This window comes from Sphingomonas sp. PP-CE-1A-559, assembly GCF_004340965.1.
In the GTDB taxonomy this organism is placed as follows: Bacteria; Pseudomonadota; Alphaproteobacteria; order Sphingomonadales; family Sphingomonadaceae; genus Sphingomonas.
Window position 1 is genome coordinate 897,712 of record NZ_SLYA01000001.1, and the last position, 16,707, is coordinate 914,418.

Annotated in this window: 17 protein-coding genes and 1 tRNA gene; 9 read left to right on the top strand and 9 right to left on the bottom strand. The window is 64.8% G+C overall.

What is annotated here, in order from left to right; genetic code table 11:
- The first annotated feature begins 3 nt into the window (after positions 1–3).
- The 5 genes from C8J42_RS04025 (at position 4) to C8J42_RS04045 (ending at position 4,392) form a co-directional block, all read left to right on the top strand.
- Positions 4–744 carry a tetratricopeptide repeat protein gene (locus tag C8J42_RS04025; protein WP_133018941.1) on the top strand — a complete coding sequence of 247 codons (741 nt, stop codon included), beginning with the start codon at positions 4–6 and terminating at the stop codon, positions 742–744.
- Positions 741–2,063, top strand: a complete 1,323-nt coding sequence (locus tag C8J42_RS04030; protein WP_133018942.1) for a PQQ-binding-like beta-propeller repeat protein — start codon at positions 741–743, stop codon at positions 2,061–2,063. The genes C8J42_RS04025 and C8J42_RS04030 overlap by 4 nt, the downstream gene beginning before the upstream one ends.
- A 194-nt stretch (positions 2,064–2,257) precedes the next feature.
- Positions 2,258–3,643, top strand: a complete 1,386-nt coding sequence (gene der, locus C8J42_RS04035; protein ID WP_056062647.1) for a ribosome biogenesis GTPase Der — start codon at positions 2,258–2,260, stop codon at positions 3,641–3,643.
- A gap of 2 nt (positions 3,644–3,645) precedes the next feature.
- A complete protein-coding gene (locus C8J42_RS04040) occupies positions 3,646–3,867 on the top strand; it encodes a sulfurtransferase TusA family protein (protein WP_120299105.1) in 222 nt (73 codons plus the stop codon).
- An 84-nt stretch (positions 3,868–3,951) separates the two neighbouring features.
- A complete protein-coding gene (locus tag C8J42_RS04045; protein WP_120299104.1) occupies positions 3,952–4,392 on the top strand; it encodes an Hpt domain-containing protein in 441 nt (146 codons plus the stop codon).
- Between the two features lie 70 nt (positions 4,393–4,462).
- Here C8J42_RS04045 and bfr read toward each other — a convergent pair whose 3' ends face one another.
- The 5 genes from bfr to purL form a co-directional block, all read right to left on the bottom strand.
- Positions 4,463–4,978 carry a bacterioferritin gene (gene bfr / locus C8J42_RS04050; protein WP_133018943.1) on the bottom strand — a complete coding sequence of 172 codons (516 nt, stop codon included), beginning with the start codon at positions 4,976–4,978 and terminating at the stop codon, positions 4,463–4,465.
- Between the two features lie 103 nt (positions 4,979–5,081).
- On the bottom strand, positions 5,082–5,252 hold the full coding sequence (locus C8J42_RS20430; RefSeq protein WP_082441433.1) for a (2Fe-2S)-binding protein: 171 nt from the start codon (positions 5,250–5,252) through the stop codon (positions 5,082–5,084).
- Positions 5,253–5,333: 81 nt separating this feature from the next.
- Positions 5,334–6,584, bottom strand: a complete 1,251-nt coding sequence (locus tag C8J42_RS04060) for a DUF418 domain-containing protein (RefSeq protein ID WP_133018944.1) — start codon at positions 6,582–6,584, stop codon at positions 5,334–5,336.
- Positions 6,585–6,738: 154 nt separating this feature from the next.
- A complete protein-coding gene (locus C8J42_RS20010; protein ID WP_165895415.1) occupies positions 6,739–6,900 on the bottom strand; it encodes a hypothetical protein in 162 nt (53 codons plus the stop codon).
- A gap of 757 nt (positions 6,901–7,657) precedes the next feature.
- Entirely contained in the window at positions 7,658–9,886 is a 2,229-nt protein-coding gene (gene purL / locus C8J42_RS04065) for a phosphoribosylformylglycinamidine synthase subunit PurL (RefSeq protein WP_133018945.1), read from the bottom strand.
- Between the two features lie 200 nt (positions 9,887–10,086).
- On the opposite strand from purL, the gene C8J42_RS04070 reads away from it, so the two are divergent.
- Positions 10,087–10,485, top strand: a complete 399-nt coding sequence (locus tag C8J42_RS04070) for a DUF1842 domain-containing protein (RefSeq protein ID WP_133018946.1) — start codon at positions 10,087–10,089, stop codon at positions 10,483–10,485.
- Positions 10,486–10,487: 2 nt separating this feature from the next.
- Here the strand turns inward: C8J42_RS04070 and map are convergent, their stop codons facing one another.
- Positions 10,488–11,315, bottom strand: coding sequence for a type I methionyl aminopeptidase (gene map, locus C8J42_RS04075; RefSeq protein ID WP_133018947.1), 828 nt, complete (start codon positions 11,313–11,315; stop codon positions 10,488–10,490).
- A 51-nt stretch (positions 11,316–11,366) separates the two neighbouring features.
- Between map and C8J42_RS04080 the strand changes: the two genes are divergently transcribed.
- The gene (locus C8J42_RS04080) at positions 11,367–12,125 is read left to right on the top strand and encodes a molybdopterin-binding protein (protein ID WP_133018948.1); all 759 of its coding nucleotides are present in this window, start codon (positions 11,367–11,369) and stop codon (positions 12,123–12,125) included.
- Positions 12,126–12,146: 21 nt separating this feature from the next.
- On the opposite strand, the gene C8J42_RS04085 is transcribed toward C8J42_RS04080, so the two are convergent.
- Entirely contained in the window at positions 12,147–12,593 is a 447-nt protein-coding gene (locus C8J42_RS04085) for an HIRAN domain-containing protein (protein WP_243644058.1), read from the bottom strand.
- A gap of 74 nt (positions 12,594–12,667) precedes the next feature.
- Positions 12,668–12,743 (bottom strand) — tRNA-Ala (locus C8J42_RS04090).
- A 236-nt stretch (positions 12,744–12,979) separates the two neighbouring features.
- On the opposite strand from C8J42_RS04090, the gene C8J42_RS04095 reads away from it, so the two are divergent.
- Both C8J42_RS04095 and C8J42_RS04100 read left to right on the top strand, forming a co-directional pair.
- Complete coding sequence (locus tag C8J42_RS04095; RefSeq protein WP_133018950.1) at positions 12,980–14,302, top strand: DUF2171 domain-containing protein; 1,323 nt, start codon at positions 12,980–12,982, stop codon at positions 14,300–14,302.
- A 141-nt stretch (positions 14,303–14,443) separates the two neighbouring features.
- On the top strand, positions 14,444–15,433 hold the full coding sequence (locus C8J42_RS04100; RefSeq protein WP_133018951.1) for an NADP-dependent oxidoreductase: 990 nt from the start codon (positions 14,444–14,446) through the stop codon (positions 15,431–15,433).
- Positions 15,434–15,710: 277 nt separating this feature from the next.
- Here C8J42_RS04100 and C8J42_RS04105 read toward each other — a convergent pair whose 3' ends face one another.
- Positions 15,711–16,679, bottom strand: coding sequence for a magnesium and cobalt transport protein CorA (locus C8J42_RS04105; RefSeq protein WP_121885960.1), 969 nt, complete (start codon positions 16,677–16,679; stop codon positions 15,711–15,713).
- Between the last annotated feature and the right edge of the window lie 28 nt (positions 16,680–16,707).

The window sequence follows — 16,707 nt, forward strand, 5'->3', positions numbered from 1 at the left end:
TCCTTGGCCCTCCCGCCGAAAACCGATCAAGCATTCCTGCGTGAGGTCGACGAAGAACTGCGACGCGACCAGCTCGCCGGGTTCTGGACGAACTGGGGCAAATGGGTCGTGGTCGGCGTCGTCGCCGCGCTCGCGGCTCTCGCCGGCTTTCTCTACTGGCAGCATCACAATGGCGAAGCCGCTGGTGTCGAAGGCGAGCAGCTTCAGGCCGCTTACGATTCGCTCGGCGCGAACAACGCCGCGGCCGCGTCGAAGCCGCTCGCCGAACTCGCCAAGTCGAACCGCGACGGCTACCGCGCGCTCGCGCTGTTCACGCAGGCCGACGTGCTCCTCCAGAAGGACGACCTGAAGGGGGCGGCTGCCAAGCTCGGTTCGATCGCTGCGGATACGTCGCTGGCAAAGCCGTTCCGCGATCTCGCGCTGGTCCGCCAGACCTCGGCCGAGTTCGACACGCTGAAGCCACAGGTCGTCGTCGAGCGGCTTCGTCCGCTGGCCGTGCCCGGTGGCCCGTGGCTCGGCAGCGCGGGCGAGATGGTCGCGATCTCCTATCTCCGCATGAACCAGCGCCAGCAGGCGGGGACCATGTTCGGCCAAGTCGCGCGTGACACCGGCGTGCCCGAGACGATCCGTCAACGCGCGGTTCAGATGGCGGGCGTACTGGGTGTGGACGCTGTTGCCAGCACGGGCGCTACTGCCAGGGTGATCACTCCGGCTGCATCAAACGAGGATACCAAGGCGCAATGATGAAGACATATCGGGTGACGGTCGCCGTCGCCGCGCTGGTGGCGCTCAGCGGTTGCGGGATTTTCAAGGGCAGCGTGAAGAAGACGCCGACGCTCGGCGACCGCGTGTCGATCCTGGTGTCGGAGAACGAGGTCGAGACCGACAAGACGATCGCCGACGTCCAGGTCCTGTTGCCGGCGCCTGCGGTCAACGACGCCTGGGCCCAGCCCGGCGGCAACCCCGCCAAGTCGATGGGCCAGCTCGCGCTCGCGGATCAGCCCAAGCGTCTCTGGCAGGCCGGGATCGACGGCGGCTCGAACCGCGAGCGTCTCGGCGCAGCCCCGGTCGTTGCCGACGGCAAGTTGTTCGTCACCGACGTCACCGCGACGATCCATGCCTTCACCGCCGACACCGGCGCCGCGCTGTGGAGCGCGGGGATCACCGAGGGCAAGCTCAACAAGGCGGCGCGCTTCGGCGGCGGCGTCAGCTATGACGATGGCAAGCTCTACGCCACCGACGGTGTCGGCGACGTCGTCGCGATGAATGCAGCGGATGGCAAGATCCTCTGGCGCGCCAAGCCCGGCGCGCCGCTCCGTGGTTCGCCAACGGTCGCCAATGGCGCGGTCTATGTCCTCACGCAAGACAACCAGGTCTTCTCGCTCAACCAGACCGACGGCAAGGTCCAGTGGGTCCAGTCCGGCACGCTCGAAACACAGGGCGTGTTCGGCGTCGCGGCACCCGCCGTGAGCCAGGGCACGGTGGTCGCCGGCTTCTCCAGCGGCGAACTCAGCGCGTATCGCTACGAGAACGGCCGTATACTGTGGCAGGACGCGCTGTCGCGCACTTCGATCACGACGTCAGTGTCGAGTTTGTCTGACATCGATGCCGCACCGGTGATTGACGGCGGGCGCGTCTATGCAGTGGGGCAGGGTGGCCGCATGGTCGCGCTCGAACTGTCGACCGGACAGCGTCTGTGGGAGCAGAACTTCGCCGGCATCTCGACGCCTTGGATCGCGGGCGAATGGCTGTTCGTGGTGACCGACGATGCCAAGCTCGTTTGCCTTTCGCGCTCGAACGGCAAGGCACGCTGGATCGCGCAACTGAAGCGGTTCCAGAACGAGAAGAAGCGCAACAACGCGGTCACCTGGTTCGGGCCGATCCTGGCCGGCAACCACCTCGTCCTGACCAACTCGCGCGGCGAGATCAATTTCGTTTCGCCGACCGATGGCACGGTAAGCTCGACGATCGAGACGAAGACGCCGTTCTCGCTTCCCCCGATCGTGGCGAACTCGACGCTTTATACGCTAGACCAGAAGGGTAAGGTCACCGCGTACAGGTGACGTAGACTCCCTCGCCCCTCCGGGGAGAGGGAAGGGGCCCGCAGCGCTGGCGGTGGGAAGGGAGAGGGGAGTGAGGCTCGAAACGCCCGCCCCAACTACCCTTCACCCTTCCGTCGCCTAAGGCTCCTCCCCCCTCTCCCCGGAGGGACGAGGGACTAGGTGACCTTTGGCGCGACACGCGCTAAGGGCACGCCATGTCCAAACTCCCCGTGGTCGCGATCGTCGGCCGCCCAAATGTCGGCAAGTCGACTCTTTTCAACCGCCTCGTCGGCAAGAAGCTTGCGCTGGTCGACGATCGCCCCGGCGTCACGCGTGACCGCCGCGAAGGCGACGCGTCGCTGATCGGCCTCGAATTCCGCATCATCGACACCGCCGGCTATGAAGACCACGACGCGCAGACTCTGCCCGGCCGCATGCGCCAGCAGACCGAAGCCGCCGTCGAACAGGCCGACGTCGCGCTGTTCCTGTTCGATGCCCGCGCCGGCATCGTGCCCTTGGACGAAGAAATCGCGCGCTGGCTCCGCACAGCCGATGTTCCCGTCCTCTTGGTTGCCAACAAGGCCGAAGGCCGTGCAGGCGAAGACGGTATCCTCGAATCGCTCGCGCTAGGCTTCGGCGACCCGGTCCAGCTGTCGGCCGAGCACGGCGAAGGCATGGGCGACCTGTTCGAAGGCCTGCTCCCGCTACTCGAAGGCAAGGAAGAGCCGCCCGAGGAACAGCCCGACAATGAATATGAGGGCCCTCTGAAGCTCGCGATCGTCGGCCGCCCGAACGCGGGCAAGTCGACGCTCGTCAACCGCATTCTCGGTGAAGATCGCATGATCACCGGCCCCGAAGCCGGCATCACGCGTGATTCGATCAGCGTCGACTACGACTGGCATCCGACCGGTGGCGAGGCGCGGAAAGTGCGCCTGATCGACACCGCGGGCATGCGCAAGCGCGCCAAGGTTCAGGACAAGCTCGAGAAGATGTCGGTCGAGGACGCGCTCCATGCGGTCGATTTCGCCGAAGTCGTCGTGTTGCTGCTCGACGCGACGCTGGGACTCGAGGCGCAGGATCTCCGCATCGCCGACAAGGTGTTGCAGGAGGGCCGCGCGCTCGTCATCGCGCTCAACAAATGGGATATCGCCGAGAGCGCATCCTCGCTGTTCAACGGCGTCAAGCGCGCACTCGAAGACGGCTTGTCGCAGGTAAAGGGCGTCACGGTGATGACCGTGTCCGGCGCGACCGGCAAAGGCATCGACCAATTGCTGCAAGCCTGCTTCGACACGCGTGATGCATGGTCCAAGCGTGTCGGCACCGGTGAACTCAACCGCTGGTTCGAGCGCGCGATCGAGGCGACACCGCCGCCGGCGCCGGGCGGCAAGCGGATCAAGATGCGCTACGTCACGCAGGTCAAGACGCGTCCGCCGAGCTTCGTCATCTTCGGCACGCGCGTCGATCAGTTGCCGGCTAGCTACGAGCGGTATCTGGTCAATTCGATGCGCAAGGATCTGGGCTTCGGGGCGGTCCCTGTCCGGCTGATGTTCCGCGCGCCGAAGAATCCGTACGACGACGGCAAGGGCGGCGGCGGCCACTAGGCATGGTGTCGGGCGTGGTCCGTATCGACGCCAGGGGCATGCGTTGCCCTTGGCCCGCGGTACGGCTCGCCCGCGCGTTGCGGGCCGGTGCCACCCGCGTCGAGGTGATAGCGGACGACCCTCAAGCCCCGACCGAACTCGCGGCGGTCGCGGCGTCCGCCAATGCAACAATAGAAATCGTTTTGAATGTATCTATTTCAGTCTTTGTCGTAACTTGTCGTTAGTTTTTCAACACTGTGTTTACCTAGGTTATGTATGATACGGCTCTGACCTTCATGGCGCTATTTGCTTAACGGGAGAAGGCGACAGTGGCGTTCGAGGGAAGCACCCTGATCAATTGGCCCGCGTTCGTGCAGGCGCGCAACGAACTTGGCGCGGGATTTGGCCGCATCCTCGGATATTTTCGTGAGGACGGCGTGAAGTCGGTTGCTGCCATCGAGGCGGCGATGCGTGCGCTCAATGCGGCGGCGATGGTGATTCCCGCGCATACGCTCAAGGGTGAAGCGCGGCAGTTCGGGGCGGAGCCGCTTGCCGATCTCGCGGAGGCGATCGAGACGATTGCGCGCGATTGCCTGGAAATGCAGGACACGCCCGACGAGGCGTTGGAGCATATCGTTCGGTTGCGGCCGCTGTTCGTCGAGACTCTGACGCTGCTGGAGCGCGAGGCCAATCCGATCGTGGCCCGTAAGCCCGTTGCGGGCGGTGGGTTTGGGCGTCGCGCCGTACCGACTGGGTTCGGCGGGGAATAAATTCGTCGCCAGACTGGCGGACAATGCAGCCCTGTCATCTCACCTTTCCGCGAGATGACAGGGGGGTGGATCAGGCCTTCAAATACGGCGCCGCGCCGGCCTTCGGCGAATCATGTTCCGAGATCGAGTTGAGCTGGATGTAGTTGTGGATACCCATCCGCGCGATCATCTCGAACTGGCGCTCGAGCGTGTCGACATGCTCTTCCTCGCTGGCGAGGATGCGGGCGAACAGGTCGCGGCTGATATAGTCCTTGACGTCTTCGCAGTAGGAGATCGCGCCCTTGAGCTGGACGGTGGCCTCGACTTCGAGCGCCAGATCCGACTTCAGGACCTCCTCGACGGTCTCGCCGATGCGGAGACGGCCGAGCAGCTGGAAGTTCGGCAGGCCATCGAGGAACAGGATGCGCTCCGACAGCCAGTCGGCATGCTTCATCTCGTCGATCGATTCCATCCGCTCATACTGGGCGAGCTTGTAGACGCCCCAATGCTCGAGCATCCGGTAATGGAGCCAATATTGGTTGACCGCGGTCAGCTCGTTCTTGAGCGCCTCGTTCAGAAATTCGATTACTTGTGGGTCGCCGCGCATGGCCATATCTCCGTCACCTCTGACAGACATGTAGCGGGCTGACACAGATTAGCACAACCCCAAAAAACGGCAGATTTCCGGGCTTTCTTAGCTGTTGCGACGCTTATGCAGCGGCGCGTTCCTCGTCGATAATCGCTCGCGCTATCGACGTGCACTGGCCGCATTTCGGTTTCCGGCCCATCGAACGGAAGGCCTGGCACGGTGTCGTGCAACCGCCGCGCGCGCAGTTGCGAACGTCGGATTCTCGTATGGCATTGCAAACGCAGACGACCATGGGAACTCCCTAGCTGTAAGCGCGGGATACGGATAATGCGAACCACTCGCAAGCACTTTTGCGTCTTATTCGCAAATAGCGTCATCGGCTGGTCGTGAATGCCGAACCGCGCATCGGTTGCCATCCGAACCGCGAGAGGCTGCGCCATAGCCATTCGAGCGGACCGTAGCGGAACCGATCGAGCCACGGCTTCGACCAGAGGAGCATCAGCAGCCAGATCGGCACGACGATAAGGTATAGCTGGGCGCGGGAGAGGTTGCCGTACAGTCCGAAGCCGTAGCCGTAGAAGATGGTCGTGCAGATCAGCGTCGTGCCTAGATAGTTGGAGAACGCGATCCGACCCGCCCCGGAGACGCGAGTCGTCAGCCAACCGCCGGGCCGTGCGAGCAGGATGATCGCGGCCGCGTAGCCGATGATCGTGAGCGGCCTCAGCGGGGTTGCCAGCGTCAGCCACGACAGGGCGACGTACCGTGCGTCGAACCCGTGGGCGATGTCGAAGGTCGCGATGGCGGCGTAGGCGGCCCAGCCGATCGTGACGCCGGTGACGGCGACGATGGCATAGCGCTTTCGTGACCATTCGCCGGTCAGGAAGCCGGATCGCAACCCGGCCATGCCGAGCAGCATGAAGCCGAGCGTTTCCGGGCCGGTGGCGGTCAGCGACGTGATCGGCCCGACCGCGTGTTGCCAGCGCCATGTGACCAGATCGCTCCATCCGCCGCGCCCGATGGCCAGTTCGCGCTCGGCGCCGGCGGGGGAGGGCTGGCCGAATTGATCCGCCAGCGACTGCCAGTTGGCGATGATCCGCGCAGTCGCGCCGGGCCGGTGCGCGGCGGCATGAAGGTCGAACGTGTAGGCGACGAGCGTCGTCAGCTCGACCGTCTGGAGCGCGATGCACGCGAGCCCGACGCCGATCAGCCAGCGGACCGGCAACCGCGCGAACATGTACGCGATCGCGCCGACCAGTGCGTAGTGGGCGAGGATGTCGCCCCACCAAAGAAGGTACAGATGCGCTAGGCCGAACACGAACAACCACGCCATGCGGCGCAGGTGGACGGTCGCCGGGTCTTCGCCATTCGCCTCGGCCCGTTCGATGACCAGCAGCATCGACGCGCCGAACAGGAACGAGAACAACCCGCGCATCTTGCCGTCGATGACGATGAAGGTGGTGGTCCAGGCGATCAGGTCTGGCGTGCTCGGCGCGCCCATCGAGGCGGGGGTCATGTAGGCGAATTCGGGGAAGCCGAATGCGGCGATGTTTGATGCGAGAATGCCCATGACGGCGACGCCTCGGATGAGGTCGAGCGTGGCGATTCTGGTGGGGGCGGGGGTCATGCGGAACGCCGGAAGTGCACGAAGTGCAGACGCTGGTGCAGTATTCCGCGGGAGCGTTGTGCTGGTTGGACTGCGGGGCTTTTGATGCCGGTAATCGTCGTTGCGTCTGCGCCGTTGAGGACGTCGATCGTGGCCATTTCAGAGGGGGCGGGGGTCATGCGCAATGCCGGAAGTGCACGAAGTGCAGACGCTGGCGCAGCATTTCGCGGGAGCGTTGCGCTGGTTGGAATGCGGGGCTTTCGACGCCGGTAATCGTCGTGGCATCGGCGTGGTGGAGGACGTCGAGCGTGGCCATTTCGGAGGGGACACGGGTCATGCGAAATGCCAGAAGTGCACAAAGTGCAGACGCTGGCGCAGTATCTCGCGGGGCAATTGTAAGGGTTGGGCCATGACAGGGTCGCGTTCGGCCGCACTTTAGGAGCGGACGGTGTTGGGTGAGCCGGACGGACCTGGGCAGTGCTCGATCGACGCTTGGGTTCGGGCGCGGCGTCTTGGTAGCGCGGTAGGAGAGTAATGCGGTCATGGTTCGACGCTGGCATATCGCGGTGGTGTAGGACAGGCTGCTTTGACGGGTATCTTAGGGTAGCGTGGCCTCCCGTTTTGTTGGATCCGCTATCCGGTCGGTGATGTGACCGACCTGTCGTTTCTGCGCGATGCACTGCCGCACCTCGCCTCTTGTCCTCAAAGCTACTCCGCCTCTCCTGTCACCCTGCGGAAGCTGGGGTGTTGCTGTTGACGAGCGCTTTGGCCCGATGCGGGAGATTCCGGCTTTCGCTGGGGATCCCGGGTTGTGGGCGGCGGCGACTAGTCAGACGACATCTCTTGCAACCTTGTTCTCCCGCGAAGGCGGGAACCCAGACTGGGTCCCCGCCTTCGCGGGAAACATTCTGTGTCGGAGGTTGGTGCCTTACCGCGAAGGACAACCACCCCGGCGGAGGCCGGGGCCCAATTGGGGGACGGTTATGGCGAAGGGCAGCGCTTCGTTACTGCGGCTTTCCCAGTTGGGCCCCGGCCTTCGCCGGGGTGGATCCTACTTGTTGGGCGCGCGCGCTCAATCGCCGCCGCCCAGCACCTTAAGCCAGCGCGGCGTCGACGCCCATCAGCTTCGGGAAGAACCCCTCGTGCGCAGTCCGCAGCGCATCCAACGCGATGACGTCGTCGCGGTCGGGGCGTTCGAAGATCAGGCGCTTGCCGCCGGTGCGGCCTAGCGGCTCCGCCTCGACGTCCGCTGCATGCGCCGCTCCGAGGAAGTCCAGCAGCGAATGATCGTCGACGGTGACGATGTAGACGCCCTGGTCCTCCGCAAAGAACGAGCGCGCGCAGTCGAAGGGCTGCTTGCGGTCGATCATCGCGCCGATCCCGCCGGCGAGTGCCATCTCGGCGAGCGTCACGGCGATGCCGCCGTCGGACACGTCGTGGACCGCGGTCAGCTGACCCAACGCGATCGCCTCGCGGATCAGGTCGCCGACGCGGCGTTCGGCGGCGAGATCGACCGGCGGCGGCGGGCCGGCGTCGAGCTGTTCGCGGCCGTGGCATTCGCGCAGCCACAGCGACTGGCCGAGATGGCCGCCGCGCGTGCCGACCGCGAGGATGATGTCGCCCGAGCCCTTGAACGCGATCGTCGCATTCTTCTGCCAGTCCGCCAGCAACCCGATCGCGCCGATCGCCGGCGTCGGCAGGATCGCCGAGCCACCGCCGGTTGCCTTCGATTCATTATAGAGCGACACGTTGCCCGACACGATCGGGAAGTCGAGCGCGATGCAGGCATCGCTCATACCTTCGAGGCAACCGACGATCTGGCCCATGATCTCGGGACGCTGCGGGTTGGCGAAGTTGAGGCAGTTGGTGACAGCCAAAGGCAGCGCGCCGACCGCGGTCAGGTTGCGCCAGGCTTCGGCGACCGCCTGCTTGCCGCCCTCGACCGGGTCGGCGAAGCAATAGCGCGGCGTGCAGTCGGTGGTCATCGCCAGCGCCTTCTGCGTGCCGTGGACGCGGACGACCGCGGCGTCGCCACCGGGGCGCTGCACCGTGTCGGCGCCGACCATGTGGTCGTATTGCTCCCAGATCCAGCGGCGCGAGGCGACGTCCGGCGAGCCCATCAGCGTGAGCAGATCAGCGGCGATGTCGCTGCTGTGCGGCGCGTTGGCGAGCGGCGCGGGCTTCGGCGTCGGGACGTGCGGGCGATCGTAGAGCGGCGCTTCGTCGGCGAGCGGGCCGAGCGGGATGTCGCAGACGGTCTCGCCCTTGAACGTCAGCACCATGCGGCCGGTGTCGGTAACGCGGCCGATCACCGCGAAATCGAGTTCCCACTTCTTGAAGATTGCCTCGGCCTCGGCTTCGCGGCCGGGCTTGAGTACCATCAGCATGCGCTCCTGCGATTCCGAGAGCATCATCTCGTACGGCGTCATGCCGGTCTCGCGCTGCGGCACGTCGTCCATCGTCAGCTCGATGCCGACGCCGCCCTTCGACGCCATTTCCACGGCTGAAGACGTGAGGCCCGCCGCGCCCATGTCCTGGATCGCGACGATGACGTCGGTCGCCATGAGTTCGAGGCAGGCTTCGATCAGCAGCTTCTCGGTGAATGGATCGCCGACCTGGACGGTCGGGCGCTTGGCGTCCGAATCCTCGCCGAAATCGGCCGAGGCCATCGTCGCGCCGTGGATGCCGTCGCGGCCGGTCTTGCTGCCGACATAGACGATCGGATTGCCGATGCCCGAGGCTGCCGAATAGAAGATCTTGTCCTGATCGGCGATCCCGACGGTCATCGCGTTGACCAGGATGTTGCCGTCATACGCGCTGTGGAAGTTCACCTCGCCGCCGACGGTCGGCACGCCGACGCAATTGCCGTAGCCGCCGATGCCGTGGACCACGCCCGAGATCAGGTGGCGCATCTTGGGGTGATCGGGGCGGCCGAAGCGCAGCGCGTTGAGGTTGGCGATCGGCCGCGCGCCCATCGTGAAGACGTCGCGCAGGATGCCGCCGACGCCGGTCGCAGCACCTTGGTACGGCTCGATGTACGACGGGTGGTTATGGCTCTCCATCTTGAAGATCGCCGCCTGGTTGTCGCCGATATCGACGACGCCGGCGTTCTCGCCCGGGCCGCAGATGACGCGGGGGCCCTTGGTGGGGAGCCTCATCAGGTGGATCTTGCTGGATTTGTAGCTGCAATGCTCGGACCACATGACCGAGAAGATGCCAAGCTCGACCATGTTCGGCTCGCGGCCGATGGCGCGCAGGACGCGCTCATATTCTTCGGGGGACAGGCCGTGGTCGGCGACGATCTGCGGTGTGATCTCGGTCATGGGGCGGCAGATAGCGGTGCCGGCGGTCCGCGTCACCCTTTGTACGTCAGATTCCTGTGGCTGAGCCGCGTAAAAGGTTTCGGGGTCAGTCCATACACGTCTCGACCGGTTCGTTTCGGACCCAATCCCGCTGGACTCGACAGTCGTCCCGTGAGGAACTCCAGTAACGGATCAGGATGGATCCGGAGGAGGGAATACTCATGACCGAGCCGGTTGGATATTACCAAGTAAAGCTGGACGTCAAGCATGGCGGATTTGCAGGTGCGCCGACGCTTCATCTCGATCTCGGCGTGAATGCCCCGACCGGACAAATCTCCGGATCGGCGCAAATCACGCAAGCATTGCCGCCACCTTACGGCACGACCGTCATTCCCCATGTCTCGGGTGCGATCCTGCATACAGGGTTCGGGCACGACACCTTGCTCGTGCACGTCACCGGCCAATATGTCGTTTCGGTGCCACCACCCGGAATCGGATCGTATCTCGCCCACTTCAGTGCCGCGCTTGCCGTGGCGAAGGATTGGAACGGCAAGGGTTCGTTCGAATATAGCGGCCACGTCATCACCGACTGTACGGTGAAGAACGTGTCCGCAGGCTGACGTTATACGTAAGGCGGCTGCGTGTAGCCCTTGGGGCTGAGCGTGAAGATCTCGCAGCCGTCTTCCGTAATACCGATCGAATGTTCGAACTGCGCGGATAGCGAGCGATCGCGCGTGACTGCCGTCCAGCCGTCATCGAGCAGCTTCACGTCGGGGCGGCCGATGTTGATCATGGGCTCGATCGTGAAGATCATGCCGGGGCGAAGCTCGGGGCCGGTGCCGGGCTTGCCGACATGGACGACCTCGGGGGCGTCGTGGAACAGGCGGCCGACGCCGTGGCCACAGAAATCACGGACCACGCCGTAGCGGTGCTTTTCGGCATGGCGCTGGATCGCGTTGGCGACGTCGCCCATGCGGTTGCCGGGCTTGGCCTGCTCGATGCCGAGCATGAGGCATTCGTAGGTGACCTCGACCAGGCGGCGCGCCTTGATGGGCACGTCGCCGATCAGGTACATCCGGCTCGTATCACCGTGCCAGCCGTCCAACAAAGGCGTGACGTCGACGTTGACGATATCGCCCGATTTCAGCGTCTTCTCGCTTGGGATGCCGTGGCAGACGACATGGTTGATCGAGATGCAGACGCTGTGCGTGTAGCCGCGATAGCCGAGCGTCGCGGGGACGCCGCCGCCGGCGACGATGAAGTCGTAGATCAGCCGGTCGATCTCGGCGGTGGTCACGCCCGGCACCATGTGCGGGACGATCATATCGAGTGTCTCGGCAGCGAGGCGACCCGCCTTCATCATGCCTTCGAAGGCGGCGGGGCCGTGCAGCTTGATGGCGCCGGTGCGCGCGTCGGGCTGGTCCGAGGTGACGGTTACATATTCGGTCATGACGCGCGATATAGCGTGGCGGGCACGGTTTTGCGAGGCTATGCGAGGGGCATGGTAGAGGAACGCATCTGGACGGCCGCGCTGACGATCATCGGCGACGAGATCCTGTCGGGCCGCACGCAGGACAAGAACGTCGCGCAGATCGCGGCCTGGCTCAACGTGCAGGGCATCCGCCTCGCCGAAGTGCGCGTGGTCGCCGACAAGACCGAGGCGATCGTCGAGGCGGTCAACATCCTGCGCGCGCGCAACGATTACCTGTTCACGACGGGCGGGATCGGGCCGACTCACGACGACATCACGGTGGACGCGATTGCCGAGGCGCTGGGCGTCGCGGTCGAGCATCATCCGCGCGCGATGGCGGTGCTAGAGGAATATTACGCGACGCGGGGCGGGCTTACCGAGGCGCGGGCGCGGATGGCGCGGGTGCCGGTCGGGGCGGACCTGATCGACAACAAGGTGTCGGGTGCGCCGGGCATCCGGATCGGCAACATCTTCATCATGGCGGGCGTGCCGCACATTACCGCGGGGATGCTGGACGCGCTGACGGGGACGCTGGAGGGTGGGCTGCCGGTGGTCTCGAAGACGATCGGATGTTGGGTGGCCGAGAGCGAGGTCGTGGACATCCTGCGCGACGCGGAGAAGACGCATGAGGGCGTCGCGATCGGGAGTTACCCGTTCTTTCGCGATGGCAAGACGGGCGCGAACTTCGTCGTGCGGAGTTCGGACGAGGCGCTGGTCGATCGCTGCCTCGCGGACCTGACGCGCGATCTGGAAGCGACGGGTCGCGTCGTCACTGCGCAGGGTATCTAGTTCATCCCATTCGGGGGGGCGTCACGCGCCCCATTCGGGACCCTCGGGGTCGGGAAAGAAGGCGTCCGGGTCGAACGACGCTGGGCTAGACCGTGATGGCGTGGATGCCTCGGGGTCCGGCAGTGTCGGTGCGCCGCCGCCGAAGCGGATGCGGACATAGCCGTAGCTGCCGACCAGAGCCTGGAATATGGCGACATGCTCCTCCTCCTGCATCCGCCGTCCGATCAGCGGCGCACGTTCGGCGGACAGATAGCCCATCTGCACGCCGCGCTGGCTGAACACCGCCACCGCGTTCGTATCATACGGGTTCTTCGGTTCGCGGCGTAGGTCGACAGGTTCGCCGGGAGTGCAGAGCATCAATTCCATGCGGCGGTTGCTCTTGCTCTTGTCCGCGTTGGGGAAGTCGATGCCGACCACGTTGCACGTCAATTCGTCCATGCCCCACGATAGCGTGGTAACTGCGCGCATGAAAGGCGCACGCAGCGTGCAGCTTACGCACGCGACGTGTTGGATGCTCGTCGACGTGCTGTTGCTATGCCGCGTGGTGGAGCCACGGGGAATCGAACCCCGGACCTCCGCAGTGCGATTGCGGCGCTCTCCCATCTGAGCTACGGCCCCGCGCGGTTGGCCACAGGCCAGGATCGGTGGCTTAGCGGCTCGATTTCGCCGTTGCAACTGGGTTGGTGCGACTGCGCCAACTAGCCTCCGGCATGTCGTCGCAACGTAGCGTCGGGTCACCGTCGAGCCCCGCAATTCCAGGAACATTCCGCCAGTTTGGCGTTTGTAGTCCTCGGAATGTACGACCCCGCGACCGACGGGGCCGGCAACCGCAGGACAGCAATTAGGAGGTTCCTATGGTCTACGAACGCAACACCCGAGATCGCCAGTCGGGCGACTATTACGGTCGGCCGAACTCGAACGACTATGGTCGCGATTTCCGCGCAGACGGTGGCGGCTACGGTCGTTCCAGCGCGCGCGAATATGAAGCCGCCGGCGAATATGATCGCGACGACAACCGCGGCGGCCGCGGCCAGGGATATCAGGGGCGTGACGACCAGGGACGCGGCGACCAATATGGTCGCGAGCAGGGCGGTGGTGACTATTATGGCGGCCATAATGACCGCTCGCAGCCATCGGGCGGCGACCGGTACGGCCAGTCGCGTTACGGCCAGGGGTCGAGCCAGGGTTATGGCCAGCAGGGTTACGGGCAGCAGCGCTCCGGACAGGGCTATGGTCAGCAGGGCTATGGCCAGCAGTCCTACGGCCAGCGCAGCCAGGGTTCGGGCGATGCCGAATATCACGGCAGCTATGCATCGGACGGTCGCCGCTTCGAGGACGTAGGTCGCAACCGCGATGCCGATGACGACAACCGCAGCTCTTCGCGCGGCGGCCGCCGAAACGAGGGGCGTGACTATGGTCGTCAGCCACAGGGCTATGACTATGACGATCGCGGGTTCATCGCGCGTGCAGGCGACGAAGTTCGCTCGTGGTTCGGTGACGACGAGGCCGAGCGCCGCCGCGAAGCCGATGCACGCTATGACGAGCGGTCCTATGGCAACTCGGACAACCGTGCGTTCGGCAATCGCGCGTCGAACACGCACGACGACCATTACCATAGCTGGCGCAGCACGCAGATCGCGGCGCTCGACCGTGACTATGACGAGTATCGCAACGAGAACCGCTCGAAGTTCGAGAACGAGTTCTCGTCGTGGCGCAATGAGCGCCAGGGCCAGCGCAGTTCGCTGTCGCAGGTCACCGAGCATATGGAAGTCGTCGGTTCGGATGGCAGCCATGTCGGCACGGTCGACAAGGTGAAGGGCGACAGGATCCTGCTGACCAAGAACGACCGCGATGCGGGCGGCGTGCACCACTCGATCCCATCGCGCTGGATCAAGACCGTCGATGACAAGGTCACGCTGTCGAAGTCGGCCGACGAAGCCAAGTCGGCGTGGAAGGAAGAAGAGCGCAACTCGGCGATGTTCGACTACGGCGATCGCACGGGCGGCGACAAGAAGGATGCCGGCACCAGCGGTTATGCTTCGAACTCGCAGACGGGCAGCACGCAGACGGGCAGCACCGGGACCGGCACGGCATCGGGCACCGGCACGACGACCGGCGGCACCACCACTGGCACGACGTTGGACACGCTCGGCAAGTCGGGTTCGACCACGTACTAACTGGTTGAAAGCGTTGGCTGGCGTCGCAGGGTGTCAGCCGGAGAGGGGCCCGGGCGGAAACGTCCGGGCCTTTTTGCAGGTTGCGTTGAGTGTGCGTTTCGCCATACCCGCAACACGAATAATCAAGACAGGAGCAAGTTTATGGCCCGTGCATGGAGCCTGAAGGCACGTCCGCAAGGCATGCCGAAGCATACCGACTTCGCCATGATCGATCTCGACCAGTCGACGCTCGGCGCCGGCGAGGTGCGGATCGCCAATCGCTGGCTGTCGGTCGACCCGTACATGCGCGGGCGGATGAACGACGTGAAGAGCTATGTCCCGCCGTTCGCGCTGGGTGAGGCGATGCAGGGCGGCGCGGTCGGCGAAGTTGTCGACAGCAACGACGACGGCATCAAGGTCGGCGACATGGTGCTGCACATGGCCGGCTGGCGCGACGAAGCGGTGGTGCCGGCGGCGCAGGTGCAGAAGCTGCCCGCGCTCGACGTGCCTCCGCAGGCGTTTCTGGGTCAGCTCGGCATGCCGGGGATGACGGGGTATTTCGGCTTGCTTCAGGTTGCCGAGGCGAAGGCGGGCGACACGGTGTTCGTATCGGCGGCGGCGGGTGCGGTCGGCTCGACCGTGGTGCAGGTCGCCAAGGCCAAGGGCATGACGGTGATCGGCTCGGCCGGCGGCGCGGAGAAGTGCGCGTGGGTGAAGTCGCTCGGCGCGGATGCGGTGATCGACTATAAGAGCGACGTGCCGGTGGTGAAGGCGCTCGGCGAGGCCGCTCCGAAAGGTATCGACGTGTATTTCGATAACGTCGGCGGCGAGCATCTCGACGCGGCGCTGGCGCATGCGCGGATGCACGCCAGGTTCGCGGTGTGCGGGATGATCGACGTGTACAACAGCGGTGCGGCGACGCAGTTGAAGTACCTCGCGCGGCTGATCGGTAACCGCGTGCAGATCCGCGGGTTCATCGTCAGCGATTACATGAATCGCGCCGAGGAGTTCTACAAGGACATGGGCGGGATGCTGGCGGCGGGGACGCTGAAGCGGCAGGAGACTGTTCACGAGGGGCTCGAGACGATGCCGGATGCGTTTCTGGGGCTGTTCTCGGGTGGGAATACGGGGAAGATGCTCGTCAAGGTTTGAGCTGCTCTTCGATCCTCCCCCGCCAGGGGGAGGTGGCACCGAAGGTGACGGAGGGGGAGGAACGCGCAACCACAGTTATCCCTTACCTCCCCCTCCGTCTGGCAAGGGCCAGCCACCTCCCCCTGGCGGGGGAGGATGCAGTAGAGGGACGGCTGCATTCCCGCGTCACCCCGGACTAGTTCCGGGGGCCACCGTGCCGCGTATCGACGGCTGGCGAGTATGCGGATCGGTGGATGCCGGAACGAGCCCGGCATGACGGAGTGGGTGATCGGTTCCGCTACAACCACTTGGCCTGCTTGAACTTCACGTACAGCGCGGCGCAGACGACCCCGATCACGCCCAGCACGACGAAATACCCGTATTCCGTCTTCAGCTCGGGCATGTTTTCGAAGTTCATACCGTATATCCCGGCGATCGCGGTTGGCACGGCGAGGATCGCGGCCCAGGCGGCGAGTTGGCGAGTGATCGCACCGGTGCGTTGCTGTTCGAGCAGGTTGCTGAATTCGAACACGGAGGTCAGCACTTCGCGTAACCCCTCGACCATCGTCTGCACGCGGCGGACGTGATCGAGCACGTCGCTGAAATACGGTTTCGCCTCGGTATCGATGCACGGCAGGTCGAGGCGGACGATCTTGCCCGCGACCTCGCCCATTGGTCCGAGGATGCGCTGGAAGCGGATCATCTCGCGTCGGAGCCCGAAGATGCGCACGATCTCGTCGCGGCCCAGGAACGCGTCGATCGTGCGTTGTTCCATCGCCAGCACCTCGTCCTCGATGCTCTCGACGATCGGGAGGTAGCCGTCGACGACATAGTCCAGAATTGCGTGGAGGACGTAATCGACGCCGTTGATCAGCAAAGTCGGCGCGGCTTCGAGCTGTTCGCGTAGTGCCTTGTGCGAGCGCGCCGAGCCGTGGCGGACGCTGATGATGTGGCTGTGGCCGACGAAGATCGCGGTTTCGCCGTACGCGATCTTGTCCTGCTCCAGCTGTGCGGTGCGGGCGACGACGAACAACTGGTCGCCATAGACGTCGACCTTGGGCAACTGGTCCGCCTTGATCGCGTCCTCCACCGCCAGTGGGTGGAGGTTATACTGGTCCTTCAGCGTCCGCATCTCGGCGTCGGTCGGGTCGCAGATGCCGATCCAGACGAACTCGGAGCGATCCGCCGGGCAATCGACCTTTTCGTCGATCGAGACCGCGCGGACGCGCTTGCCATGACGATAGAGATACGCGGCGACGACCGTCATGGAGCCTCGATGATTACGCGGACAGGGC